Below are 13,309 nucleotides of genomic sequence, written 5' to 3'. Positions count from 1 at the left end.
AAACCGCCGTTCAGGGCGGGAAATGTCAATTCGGACGAACGCCGACATCTATCTCGACAGTCTGTTCCACTCCGTCTCGCCAGATGCGTAACTCGGTTTGCTCGTCAGGCTGAGTGCTAAGTGCCAAGACGCTCGCGAGCGCGTTAGATGTCGGCACTGGCTCGCCCGCAACGTGAAGAATGACGTCGCCACCGACAGGCACGGATTGGCCGTAGACGTATTCGCGGTCCGTTGAGCCACGGAGAACGCCGTCGGCTGGGCCGTCTTCGACGACACGATCGACGTAGATGCCGGTTGCCTCGGGCATATCGTTCGCTGCAGCGAGTTCCGGGGTGACGCTTTGCAACCCGATGCCAAGGTACGGGTGATCGTAGGAGCCAGTGGCTACCAAATCAGGAACGACCCGTCGGGTCAGTGGTGCAGAGATTGCGAGTCCGATATTGTCTCCGCCACCGGCACTGATGACGCCGACAACTCGCCCCCGCAAATCGACCAGCGGACCGCCACTGTTGCCCGGATTGACCGGGGCATCAGTTTGTATCGTGTCGGGAATATTGAAGTTATTCGGAGCCGAAAGCGTTCGATCGACACCGCTGACGATTCCGCTCGAAACTGTCCCAGAGAGGCCAAACGGATTGCCGATCGCGACGACTTCGGTACCGACTGCTGGGTCTGTCTCGACCAGTGGAAGGGGCTGGGCCGCATCCGGGTGATCGTCGACGCGGAGGACGGCAAGGTCGCTGTAGACGTCAGTACCCACCACTTCGGCGTCACGCCAGCCAGTCGTCCGGTAGCGAACGAAGATGTCCTGCGCATCGGCGACGACGTGTTCGTTCGTGACGAGATGGGAATCGTCGTACACGAGCCCCGATCCAGCACTCTGTCCGCTCGCTGTCAGCACTCTGACCTGCACGACAGAGTTCCGGACTGCCTGGTAGACGTCGCTGAATCGGGATCCATCGTCGTTTTCGAGTTGGTCGATCGACTCCCCGTCGATGAGATCGCCATCCTGAAGGTCGATCGGTGTCTGCGTGGATCGATCTGGGTTGTCCGTCTGCGTCGGTGTCCCACGCGACGGGGAGTCGGCACAGCCAGCCACGCTGATGGCTGTCGCCACGCCGAGCGTCCGCAGGAACCCGCGCCGCGAGACCCCTTCGTCAGTCATACCCAAACCAAGGTAGCTGTTTGGATAAACGCTTGGTCCGCCAGTGCCCTGCAGTGTTAAGTGAGAGACACTCATACGATCGATTGACGTATGCAACTCACCTGGCACGGCCATTCGACCTGGAGTGTCGTTGTCGGCGAGACGCGACTGCTCGTCGATCCATTCTTCGACAATCCAAAGACCTCACTCGCGCCTGCCGAGGTCGAACAACCGGACAACGTGTTGCTCACACACGGCCACGCCGATCACATCGGAGACGTGGGGGCGTTCGACGCGGCTGTCGTGGCGACGCCGGAACTAGCTGCCTACGTCGAGGACACCCACGGCAACGAGACAATCGGCATGAACCTCGGGGGCACCGTCGAGATCGGTGACGCCTACGTGACAATGCACCGGGCCGACCACACGAATGGGATCAACACCACCTACGAGGTAGGCTCTGGGGGGATGCCCGCTGGGTTCGTCATTTCCGACGCGGAACCGACGCGGAAACACGACGTGGAGACGACGGCGTTCTATCACGCCGGCGACACCAGTTTGATGTCCGAGATGCGAGACGTGATCGGTCCGTTCCTCGAACCCGATGCCGCCGCCGTCCCGATCGGCGATCACTTCACGATGGGGCCCGAACAGGCCGCGGTCGCGGTCGACTGGCTCGACGTGGATCACGCTTTCCCGATGCACTACGACACGTTCCCGCCGATCGAACAGGATACTGATCAGTTTGCTCGCGAGGTGAAAGCGGTCGGCAGCGAGGCCGACGTACACGTCCTCGACGGTGACGAGACGTTCGAACTGTGACCGCGGCCCGGCGTTAGGTCGACGACAGTGTCGCTTCTGTATCGATTCCGTAAACGGAAGCCGGCGTCTCGATGTGTGCGGCCCGGACAGCGGTCTCGTACCCGTTTTCGAGTAGCCACTCGGTTCGACGTGGGACTGTTTTCGGGCCGAGGACCGCACCCGGTCGGTCCGGATCGTCGATGAAGTCCGTCTCCATGAAGAACGGCTCGTCGGTTCCGGCGGCGATTTCGAGTTCGTCTTTGTCCGCCAGGACACTCTTGGTCGGACCGTCGAGACGACCTTCCGAATAGTGTTTGACGACCCGCTTTGCGGGCAATCCGCGTTCTTCGGCCCATTGGGCTACCGTTGTGAAATCCTCGCCGCCTTCCGTGTGCAGCTGAACCGCACAGCCAGTTTCAGCCCCGAGTTCGAAGGCGCATTTCATCACGTCGTTCGAGGCGTCCCAGACCGGATCACCGACGTCGTAGTGTGGCCGCCCGGATTTTATGCCGAGTGCCGGCCCGTCGGCGACGTACTCGGCGGCGATCTCGAGTCCAGCTTGCATGATATCTCGCGCTTGTTCGGGCGTATAGCCACGCCCAGTCAACTTCGAGATCAGCGCCGGGTGGACGCCAAGAATCGGCCAGGCGCGGCCTGGAAGAACGTCGCTTGCTGCCTGGACAGCCTCGATCGTCGTCTCGAAAACCGACTGAAAGACGGCCTCGTCTTCGGGAATCTCGGCGATCATCCAGGAGGGTTTGTTGACGACGAGCATGTGCGTGCCACCGGCCCGGGCGAAGTCCTCGACGGCACTGATCCCTTGTCCGTGCTCGGGATCGAGGTGCAGATGGTTGTCGAGGATTGGCCCGTCATACGTGTCGGTCATGTGCTGAAAGCCAGGCGCGCGCGTCAAAAAGACGTTCGTCTCTCAGTGACAGCCTGTCCAGGGATGGGGGGTAGGATATTCCCGATCAGTCCCCGAGCGTGTGACTCTCGTGGGCGGTCGCGACCAGCGCGTCCGAGCGGCCGTACTCGCCAGGGGCAACGGCGACGGTCTGACAGCCAGCTTCCGCCGCGGCTTCGAGTACCGGTTTGAAATCGATATCTCGTGAAGCAATTACTACCGTTTCGATGTGGCTCTCGTTGACCGCCCGCGTCGCGTCGACAGCGAGCTTGACATCGACATCGCCACTCGTAGTCACGACTTCGAACCCGTGTGCCTCCCCAGCCTGGATGAGCCCCGGCGTCGCGTGTTCGTCGAGGTACAGTCTGGCAGTCCGAACGTTGCCGTATTCGGTAGCGATCGAACGCAGATCGTCGAGGTCGACGTCGAACTCCGAGCGAAAGACGTTCGGCCCGTCGACGAACAGGCCAATGCCGGCACGTTCGTGGCCCAAGAGCTGTCCAACCAGTCCCATGCCACTAGCGTGGGCCAGCCTCACCTTGGAGGTTCCGTCTCGGGCATCGACACTGGGGCACCATAACACGCCCCAGAGCAGCGACGATTGACGGCATTTATTAGGTAGCAGTCCCTCGATTCGATTGCAGTTGATCGCTCGGTTGGTGTAGTCCGGCCAATCATTTCGGCCTTTCGAGCCGATGACCTGGGTTCAAATCCCGGACCGAGCACTTTTTGGCGTGCAAATCCGCGAGCCGTGACTGCGAACAGAGGAATTTGAACCACGCGAGTCGCAGCGCCCGCAGCGACCGTCTCGCCATCGGGTTCAAATCCCGATCGGTTCTGTCGATCGACGTTCGCAGATTTCTGAATTCGCTCACACCTGGCCTGGGCAGCCATTTTCGTGCTATGGGCTCGGGGGCGTAGGCAGGGGCCACTGCGTTGAGTGTCGAGTGATTTTGGAGAAATATCGCTGTCGAGCGGTAAGTCTATCAGTCCCACATTGATAGACCACGTTCATGCAGGCAGTCATCCTCGCCGCCGGTGAGGGGACGCGGATGCGTCCGCTGACGGCCACAATGCCAAAGCCAATGTTGCCGGTCGTCGACCGGCCGGTCCTGGCACACGTTGCCGACGTTGCCGTCGACGCAGGCGCATCTGAGCTGATTGTCGTCGTCGGCTACCAAGCCGAGACCATCAAGTCACACTTTGGCGACGTGTACCGTACAGTCCCCGTCACGTACGTCGACCAACCCGACCCGGATGGCACAGCCGACGCCGTCCGTGCAGCCGAGCCCAAGCTCGAGGGGCCATTTGTCGTCCTCAACGGTGACAATCTCTACGACACTTCGAGCGTGCAGGCCCTCTTCGAGAACGGGGCGGCCCTGGGAACGTACGAGGTTTCGGCCCCCGCAAAGTACGGTGTCGTGTCAGTGGCAAACGGAACGGTCACGGATATCGTCGAGAAGCCGGCCGATCCGCCGACGGATCTCGCTAATGCCGGGGCGTACGCTTTCCCGGCGGAGGCTATGGAATGGCTCGATGTCCCCCGGAGCGAACGGGGAGAACACGAGATTACGGATGTCGTCACGAAAGTTATCGACGCCTACGACGTTAGTGCCGTCGAACTCGACCGGTGGCTCGACGTGGGTCGGCCCTGGGAGTTACTCGAAGCGAACGAGACTGTCCTCGAGGACATCGAACGTGACGTTCGGGGCAGCATTAGCGATGACGCGGATCTCCGCGGCCAGGTCGTCATCGAAGAGGGGGCGACGGTTGACCCGGGTGTCGTCATCGAAGGGCCGGTCTACATCCGGTCCGGTGCGGAGGTTGGACCGAACGCCTACGTTCGGGGCGCAAGCATGATCGGCGCTGGTGTCCACATCGGCAATGCCGTCGAGATCAAGAATAGTGTCATCCGCGCGGATACGAACGTGGCTCACCTCTCGTACGTTGGCGATAGCGTACTCGGCCAGTCTGTCAATTTCGGGGCGGGGACGAAGGTCGCGAACCTTCGTCACGACGGAGAGCCAATCTACGCGACAGTCAACGGGGACCGTGTTTCGACCGATCGGCGGAAGTTCGGTGTCGTCGTCGGCGACGACGTCAAAACCGGAATCAACACTAGTCTCGATCCAGGTGTGATACTTTCGAGTGGGACGTCGACGAAGCCAGCCGAACACATTTCACGCGATCGATAACGGCCGCAGAGAGTAATCGGCAGTGGGCGAGTTTATCACTCGTCTTCGATCCAAAGTCGGCAAAGCCGTTCGAATTCGGCCTCCGAGAGGCGTCCGTCGGCGAAATGTGCGGTCGCCAGACGGAGCTCGCTGGCGGAAATCTGTCCTTCCGAACGGACCAGATCGAACAGATCGTCGACGACAGTGACTGCGTCGTCTCCCTCGAGGGCAATATCTGGCCCGCCCGTCAGGACGACGCCATCGAATTGGAGCGTCGATCCGTCGGTCGCGTCACCGACAATCGTGGCGTCGTACTCGACATCGATCGGCGTCGCCGGATCGTCCCAGACGAGGAACGCTGTCGAGTCGCTGATAGCGAATTCCTCGGGCGGGGGACTGGCGGTACGGAGGTCGAGCCCGGCACCGTCGAACTGTTCCCGCAACGCGACGCGCCCGGATACACCGCCGATCCGTACCTGCACGGCGACTGCATCGCCTGGGGTGGCGCGAGTCGGCTGGACCGAGCGCTCGGCGGTAATCGGGACGGTTTCTTCCTGGTGATCGACGGCACGGGATTCGGGCGTTCTCATGTCCGTCTCAGTGGACTCGGCATCCGTGTTCTCGTCCGCGTCGCTCTCGCTGAACGTCCAGTCCGGGCCGAACAACCGCGTCCAGACCACCAAGAGACTGGGCAAGACGAGGACCGCTGCCAGGAACGCATAGATAATTGTCAGCCCGGTTATCAGGCCGAATTGCTGGAGCGGGGGCAGGATAGCGAACACGAGCACGCCGAACCCGCCGACGGTGGTCGCAGCACTGCCGAGCAGTGCGCCCCCTGTACCCGTCACCGACCGATCGAGGGCTTCCCAGACGGTGTCGGACCGTTCGAGTTCCTGATTGTAGCGCTCACTGAGGTGGATGCTGTAGGCAACCCCGAGCCCGACGGTCAGGCTCGTGATCATCCCTGTCATCACGTTGAACGAGATGTCCATCAGGTACATCGTGCCCAGGATCCAGGCGACGCTGAACACGACGGGCAACAGCGTCACGAACCCGAGTGTCGCGCTCCCGTCACTGATTCGGTAAACGACCATCAGGAACGCGAAGACGGCCACGAGCGTGATCAGCAGGCTCTGGATGACCGTCTCCAGCAACTGATTTTGCACAATCTCGAAGAGGATCGTCTGGCCTGTCGCTGTCGCTTCAATACCATCCCCTGACACTGAATCGGCAACGGAACGCATCTGTTCGGTCACGTCGGAGCTCGACGTGCTACCCTGGATCGAGACGACGATCCTGGCGGCCTCGTACTGATCGCCGTTCTGATAGAGGACAGCCCCGGCTTGGTCCGGTGCGACCTCGAACAGTGTGTCGTAGACGGCAGTGACATTCGTTTCCGGCACTCCATCACCATCTGGGTCTTCGGCTCGAAGTGTCGCATTGAACGTCTCGTTTTGAGCAGCGACTGTCTGCATCACCGAGAGTGGTGACTGGACGTCTGGTTCGCCGCTTGAGAGTTTCTGCGTGACCTCTTTCTCGGCCATCGTCTCGCTGGCCTGATCGAGTCGCTCTATCGCGTCAGCTGTGGCGAGATCCCCCTCCAAGAGTAGTTGGGCCTGAGAGTCTTCCCGGATGAACCGCTCGTTGACGTAGTTGAGGTTCTTCTTTGCGGTATATTCGCCGGGCTTGAAGGGCTCGGGGAGTTCCTCCATCCACCCGGGCGGGTCCTCGGCGAGGAAGTCTTCCTGTGCGAAGGTCGTATCGACCTGCGAGCCGCCGTATGCGCCCGCAGCCGACACCAACAGTGCCAGCACGATCACGGCATAGGGGGCCTTCCGGGCTGCGATCGAGCCGATCTTGAGTACCTGACTCAGGCGGCCACCACCGGTCCCGATCGCCCGTTTGTGCCGATCGAAGCCGTAGCCTTCGAAGAACTCGTCGAGTTCGACCTTGAGTGCTGGGATGAGCACGCCGAAGATCAGCAGTGCGGCCACAATCCCGACTGAACTGACGATGCCGAATTCCCGGATCGGGGGTACCGGACTGGTGACGTTCGAAAGGAATCCGATCACGGTCGTCGCCGTGACCAGCGTCAGCGCGACACCGACACCGGCGAGGGCGGTCCGCATCGATCCCCGCGGCCCGAGTTCGTCGCCGGCGGTCCGTTCCTCCCGGTGACGCATGAAGATGTGAATCGCGTAGTCGATAGAGAGCCCGATCAACAGGACCGGGACGGCGATGAAGATCTGGTTGAAATCGATGCCTGTCCACCCCATGAAGCCGAACGTCCAGACGAGGACAGCACCGATTCCGAACAGTCCCAGAATAATATCGAGGATGTCACGGTAGCCGACCGCCAGTGCCAGTAGGACAAAAATCAGCGCGAGCGGGCCGACGATGAGCATGCTGTCGGTCATCGATCGGTTGATCTCGTCGGTGATGATGCCGCTCCCGAACACCAGATACTCCTGCTGGAAGTCCGGGCCGAGATCCTGCATCGCCAATTGAGCGTCTGTAATCGTCTCGGGAGCCGTCCCGCCCGGTGCCAGCGCCGTGTCCGTTTGCTGGGTGACCAGCAACATCGTCGCATTGGCAGTTGTCGAGCCCGGGTCGTAATCCGTCGACATGAACGTCAACGCACTCATGCCCCCGTTGTTGCCGTTTCCGAGAACCAGCCCGAGCGTCTCATCGATCGCCGAGCTATTCATCGAGTCGAGCTGGTCGATCTGCTGGGTCAGGTTCGCCGAGGTGGCGTTCTCGAAGGTCGCCTGCTGTTGCTGTAGCTCCGTCCCGAGGTCACGAAGCTGTTCGCCCTGCTGTTTGAGTTGTGCAGCCTGTTCTTGCAACTCAGTTCCACGCTGTTGTAGCTGCTGGCCCCAGGTTTCGAGACGATTCTTTTCCTCGGCCAGTGTGGCGTACTCCTCGGCGAGGACGCCCTGCGTGCCAAGTTGGTAGGCCTCCTCGATCGCCGTCGGGTCAGTGGTACTTCGGAGCTGCTGGGCGGCCGTCTCGAAAGTCGCGTAGTCCGTTTCGTTCAGGTCGACTGGTCCGCTCGCCGCCACGGCATCGAACTGGGCACGAATACTGGCGGTCGGATCTTGCTGGATCGTCTGGAGTGCCCCTTTGAGTGCACCTGCAGTCGCATTCACTTCAGCCGCTCGGGCGGCGACAGCTTCTCGCGTTTCGTTGAATTCAGTCCGGTTTTGTGCGAGTCGAGTCCGCGCTGCTTCGAGGCTAGCTCGTTGCTCTTGGACCGTTTCGTTGAGTTGCTGAAACTCCTGGGCGGTCGCCTGCAGTGCTTGGCCACGCTCCTGCTTGATCGCTGCCGTGGCAATGGCGTTGGCGACGCCGATAGTCGGTCGCTCCTCGGCCAGAGTCTTCCCGATCGCTGGATCGCTACGCACCCGTTGCTGGTAGCGGAGCGTTTCAAGCAGCGCGGACTTATTCAAGACATTGTCGCCACGGACGATGACCTGTGCTGTCGTGGTATTGTCCGACCCAGTCGAGAAGTGCGTCTCGATGTAATCGAGATCTTCGGCCTCCGGCGTCTCCGACTGGAACTGGTCGAGCGACGAGGTCTGTGAAACCTGTGCGGCTCCAGCCCCGATAAGTATCGTCAACACTACCATTACGGCGATTGCGATCCTACTGTAGTCTGTAATGGCGTCGACGACGGTGTCAGACAGGCTCATTTGACCACTCCCCGTTTCGAGGCGAAGAGAGACATCTGTAGTCGTGGCGTTGGCCCGAGCGGGTAATAGGCTTGTTGGAATTTACTGAATGTTCGGTCAATATTGCCGCTGGACGGGCAAGCGTCTGAGATCCCAAACTTTGATGCTGACTTACCGTTCAGTTACTACCATGCACCGAGAGACAGACACGGCTGAATCGACGGCGCCGGCTCGGAGGACCGAGATCCGTCTGGCGGTCACGAGAGGGAGGAACGATGACAGCCTCGATTGAGTCCGCCGAGGAGGATATTGTACGTGCGATCGACCGGCAGATCCAGACGTGGGTGAGAGAAGCGCCAGCACAGTTGGCGACGGACGCCATTGGACCGGTCGAAGACGCGACTGATTGGCTTAGTGGCCGATATCTGGTTCTTGCCGCACGGGCGCTTCCGGGCGAGACCGATCGCGAGCAGGTGCTCTCCGCAGCCGCGAGCGTAGTGTGTCTCTCGGCAGAGATGCGACTCAAGGTGAGCGTGGCTCTCGACGCTGACAGCGACGACACGACACGAACGTTACTCGCCAGTGATTTTCTGCACTCGCTTGCATACGCCGGCGTCCCAAAGGATGGATCGCCGGCCCGGACGGACCACGCTGACGATTCGATCGGCCAGGCCTGCTATCGCTCACTCGCAACGGCGAGTCAGCGACTCACGAGTTGCTGGCTTCGACCGGCGGGAAGTGACTCACCCAAGGACGCACCGATCGAGCCGATCGTTACCGCGGCGGCAGGCGAACTGGCGGGCCTTCTCGAAGAAACGAACGACAAACGCCTCGACGCACTGCGATCACTCGGACTGACCCTCGGAGTGAAACAATGGCGAGAGCGAACGGACCATCCACAGTCACTTCGAACGGACGCTGACGACGGCCCACAGGCAGTACAAGCACTGCCGGATACACTCACCCGCACAGAAGTACAGGAGGTACTATCGATGCTGCCAGAATCGTCGGATCGGTCCGTTCTCGAACGATTCGTCGACAGCGTTTGTACCACCTCCCACAGAGAAGTCTCAAACGCATGAGTGGTACACATCAGTGGCCGAGACGTGACCGCGTCAACCAGAGGTCGCTAGAGCCTTCGGTCAGACAGCACTGGATTGGTGGTGACAGTGCCTGAACTACCGGATTCCGACCATGAACGGACCACTGAGGAAGCGATCATGGCCGCAACCTACCGGGCACTCTGTGCCCACGGGTACGCTGGGACCAGCATCTCCCGCATCGCCGAGGAGTTTCCAAAGAGCAAGTCACTCCTGTACTATCACTACGAAGACAAGGACGAACTGCTAGCTGACTTCCTCGGATTTCTGCTCGACCAACTCGAAGCCGAACTGGAGGCAGACGCGCCAGACAGTCCGGCAGAGCGCTTCGACGACTTCCTCGACAAGCTCGTCCCGGCGGGGATGGACGACGATCATCTCCAGTTTTTCCAGGCGTTGATCGAAATGCGGGCCCAGGCCCCCCACAACGAGACATTCCGCCAGCAGTTCGACCGAACTGACGATGTGATTGTCACAACGCTCACCGAAACGATCGAAGCGGGGGTCGAACAAGGGGTCTTCCGGAACGTCGATGCGGCCCAAACGGCCGAGTTTATCCACGCGACGGTCTATGGCATGCTAGTCAGGAGTGTGCCCCTGGACAACGAAGCGGTCCTCGTGGCGACCAGGGACGAACTCGACAGCTACGTCGACCGGCACCTCCGGATCGAGACATAAGCGGATTCGAATCGCCCACTCAATCGATGTGAATTGCAGGCTTCCCAGGCTCAGCTCTGCTGGCCAAATCTTCGTCATCGGCCCCATCTGCGGTGGTGATCCGAACCATCGCGTCGAATTCCGATTCGAACAGCCAGCGAGCGCGATCGAGGAGCACTCGTTCCGTCTCGGGCGTGAGGACCGGTTCGAGCGAGCGGCGACGCGTTTCGAGGTCGGCAAGGTATGGACCCGTTTTGTCCCGATGGTCAGCGACGAGATCGGCTTCCAGCGCCTGGCTGACGACTGCAGCCTCCGGATCTGCGGTCCTGATGGACTCGTAGGCCTGGTACTTCCACGCCGGCGCGACGACGAACGTGATCTGATCGGGATCGTCGATCCCCGCTACGTCACAGATGTCACGGACGTCCTCGCGAGTGCTCTCGATCAACGCTCGCTCGATTTGGTACTGCTCGACGTCACTCCCTGGTTCGGGCCACTCCGCCTCGACGACCAGGCCCTCACACCGAAGTGTATTCCAGAGTTCCTCGGCCAGATACGGTGCGATCGGGCCGATCAACAGCGCGAGCGTCTCCAGCCCGCGCCGATAGACGCTTTCCTGGGGGACCCCCGCATCGAGGTACTGGCCGAGGAGTCCAGCCAGTCCCCGGATCTCGGCGATCGCCTGGTGGAACCGGAAGGCGTCGAACTCCTCGGTCGCGGCGGCGATCGTGCGGTCGATCGCCCGGTCGAGGTACTCGTCTCTGGGCGCACGATCGCTCCGGAACTGCTCGCGCTCGTCGAAGGCCCGCCCCATCTCGTGGAGGCGCTGCTGGAACTCGTAGGCCGAACTGACGTCTTTGGCAGTCCACTCGAAGTCCTGTCGCGGGTGGGCGGCACTCAGGACGAACAGTCGCGTCGTCTCCGGGCCGTACTCGTGGGGCGTAATGACGTTGCCTTTCGTCGTGGACATTTTCTCCCCGCCGTGCAGGACCGTTCCCTGGTTGACCAGTCGCTCGACGGGTTCCTTGACGGAAAGCAATCCGAGATCGGATAGCACCCGGGCGAAAAAGCGGATGTACAGCAGGTGCAACACGGCGTGTTCCTCGCCGCCGACGTACACGTCGACGGGGAGCCACTCTTCGGCGAGGTCGGTATCGAAGGGCGCGTCGTCGTTCGCTGGCGAAAGAAAGCGCAGGAAGTACCACGAGGAGTCGACGAAGGTATCCATCGTGTCCGTCTCCCGGCGAGCGGGTGCCCCACACTCCGGACACGTTGTTTCGATAAACGCCTCGTTCTCCGCAAGGGGATTAGCACGCGAATGCTCGTAATCGGGCAGTTCGACCGGTAATTCATCCTCGGGAACGAGCACCGGTCCGCAATCGTCACAGTGAACGATCGGGATCGGCGTCCCCCAGTAGCGCTGTCGCGAGATGAGCCAGTCCCGGAGGCGGTACGTGACGGCCGAGTCCGCACAGTCCAGTTGCGAGCGCAGTTGCTCGCGGGCCCGTTCCGTTTCCAGTCCGTCGAATTCGCCGCTGTGCTGGAGGGTCCCCTCGCCGGTATAGGCGCTCGATTCCAGGTCGACGGTGCTGTCCGACGGGTCGATCACTTGGTCAATTTCGAGGTCCTGTGCCGTCGCGAAGGCGTGATCGCGTTCGTTGTGGGCTGGCACGCCCATCACTGCGCCGGTCCCGACATCGTCGAGGACGTACTCGGCCACGTAGACGGGCACGTCCTCGCCAGTCAGTGGATGGACGGCGTGAACACCGGTGAAAACGCCGGCGTCGACACTAGCGGGTCGACCGCTGTCACTTGCCCGGACCGAATCGAGATACGCGGCGACGTGCTCGTTGTCTGCAGCCAGCGTCCGGGAAAGCTCGTGGCCGGGCGCGATCGCGAGGAAGGTTGTCCCGTAGATCGTATCGAGTCGCGTCGTAAACGCTGAAATATCGTCGTACTCGGGGACATCGAAGGTGACGCGAGCGCCGTCCTGTTTGCCGATCCAGTTACGCTGGATCTCTCTGACGCTCTCGGGCCAGCCCTCGAGGTCGTCGAGTCCGTCGAGCAGTTCCTCGGCGTAGTCGGTGATCGTGAAGAACCACTGATCGAGTTCGCGTGTCACGACTGGTGTTTCACATCGCCAGCAGACGCCATGTGTCCGGGCCGGACCGGAAGCATCCGGGCCATTTCCGTCGTCTCCAGGCGGCCGCTCGACTTGCGCGTCCGCCAGAACCGTCTCACAGTCCGGACACCAGTTGACAGCGGCCGCGTCGTACTCCACCAGATCCGCCTCGTAGAACTGTCTGAACAGCCACTGATTCCAGCGATAATACGATGGATCGCTGGTCGTGAACTCCCGGGACCAGTCGTAACCAAACCCCATCGCATCCATCTCTTCGCGCATGCTCTCGATGCACGATTCCGTCCAGGAGCGCGGGTCGGTGAAATGCTGTTCGGCGGCGTTCTCGGCGGGGAGGCCGAATGCGTCCCACCCCATCGGCTGGAGGACGTCGTCGCCACACATCCGCCGGTAGCGCGCGTACGCGTCGGTGATAGCGTAGTTCCGGACGTGGCCCATGTGGAGATTGCCCGACGTATAGGGAAACATTCCGAGGACGTACGTCGGATCAGTCGCGTCGTCCGGACACGCATAGACGTCGCGGCGATCCCACTCATACTGCCAATACTCCTGCACTCGAGCGTGATTGTAGTGGCTTCGATCCATGGCGACTCCGTGACTGAATGTGGCCCACTCCGGCGGCGGGCGGCTTAAACCTGACCGACGGACCGCTCGACTGTTCAACAACGCAGTCCGCGAATCGACGTCAGAGCTTTGTCGTCGGCCACCCAGATTCGGC

9 protein-coding genes and 1 tRNA gene are annotated in these 13,309 nt (G+C 61.3%); 5 read left to right on the top strand and 5 right to left on the bottom strand.

The window, feature by feature from the left end; all coding sequences use genetic code 11:
• Positions 1–25: 25 nt before the first annotated feature.
• Positions 26–1,165 (bottom strand): S1C family serine protease, encoded by a 1,140-nt coding sequence (locus tag HZR20_RS08850; RefSeq protein ID WP_181686224.1) that lies wholly within the window; start codon positions 1,163–1,165, stop codon positions 26–28.
• Between the two features lie 90 nt (positions 1,166–1,255).
• On the opposite strand from HZR20_RS08850, the gene HZR20_RS08845 reads away from it, so the two are divergent.
• A complete protein-coding gene (locus HZR20_RS08845; RefSeq protein WP_181686223.1) occupies positions 1,256–1,966 on the top strand; it encodes a metal-dependent hydrolase in 711 nt (236 codons plus the stop codon).
• 13 nt (positions 1,967–1,979) lie between these two features.
• Here the strand turns inward: HZR20_RS08845 and HZR20_RS08840 are convergent, their stop codons facing one another.
• Together HZR20_RS08840 and HZR20_RS08835 are read right to left on the bottom strand one after the other, a co-directional pair.
• Positions 1,980–2,831, bottom strand: a complete 852-nt coding sequence (locus HZR20_RS08840) for a TatD family hydrolase (RefSeq protein WP_181686222.1) — start codon at positions 2,829–2,831, stop codon at positions 1,980–1,982.
• Between the two features lie 85 nt (positions 2,832–2,916).
• The gene (locus HZR20_RS08835) at positions 2,917–3,363 is read right to left on the bottom strand and encodes an NYN domain-containing protein (protein WP_181686221.1); all 447 of its coding nucleotides are present in this window, start codon (positions 3,361–3,363) and stop codon (positions 2,917–2,919) included.
• A gap of 136 nt (positions 3,364–3,499) precedes the next feature.
• Between HZR20_RS08835 and HZR20_RS08830 the strand changes: the two genes are divergently transcribed.
• Both HZR20_RS08830 and glmU read left to right on the top strand, forming a co-directional pair.
• Positions 3,500–3,574, top strand: a tRNA-Glu gene (locus HZR20_RS08830).
• A 288-nt stretch (positions 3,575–3,862) separates the two neighbouring features.
• A complete protein-coding gene (gene glmU, locus HZR20_RS08825; RefSeq protein WP_181686220.1) occupies positions 3,863–5,044 on the top strand; it encodes a bifunctional sugar-1-phosphate nucleotidylyltransferase/acetyltransferase in 1,182 nt (393 codons plus the stop codon).
• Between the two features lie 35 nt (positions 5,045–5,079).
• Here the strand turns inward: glmU and HZR20_RS08820 are convergent, their stop codons facing one another.
• A complete protein-coding gene (locus tag HZR20_RS08820; protein WP_181686219.1) occupies positions 5,080–8,715 on the bottom strand; it encodes an MMPL family transporter in 3,636 nt (1,211 codons plus the stop codon).
• A gap of 254 nt (positions 8,716–8,969) precedes the next feature.
• Between HZR20_RS08820 and HZR20_RS08815 the strand changes: the two genes are divergently transcribed.
• Together HZR20_RS08815 and HZR20_RS08810 are read left to right on the top strand one after the other, a co-directional pair.
• Entirely contained in the window at positions 8,970–9,776 is an 807-nt protein-coding gene (locus HZR20_RS08815; protein WP_181686218.1) for a hypothetical protein, read from the top strand.
• Between the two features lie 87 nt (positions 9,777–9,863).
• On the top strand, positions 9,864–10,472 hold the full coding sequence (locus HZR20_RS08810; protein ID WP_309484917.1) for a TetR/AcrR family transcriptional regulator: 609 nt from the start codon (positions 9,864–9,866) through the stop codon (positions 10,470–10,472).
• A gap of 19 nt (positions 10,473–10,491) precedes the next feature.
• Here the strand turns inward: HZR20_RS08810 and leuS are convergent, their stop codons facing one another.
• Positions 10,492–13,176: a leucine--tRNA ligase gene (leuS, locus tag HZR20_RS08805; RefSeq protein WP_181686217.1), complete on the bottom strand. Its 2,685-nt coding sequence runs from the start codon at positions 13,174–13,176 to the stop codon at positions 10,492–10,494.
• Positions 13,177–13,309: the final 133 nt, after the last annotated feature.

The sequence above is a fragment of the Halorhabdus salina genome, from assembly GCF_013839425.1.
In the GTDB taxonomy this organism is placed as follows: domain Archaea; phylum Halobacteriota; class Halobacteria; order Halobacteriales; family Haloarculaceae; genus Halorhabdus; species Halorhabdus salina.
The sequence above is the reverse complement of the archived record's forward strand: the minus strand, read 5'-3'. Positions and strand labels throughout refer to the sequence as shown.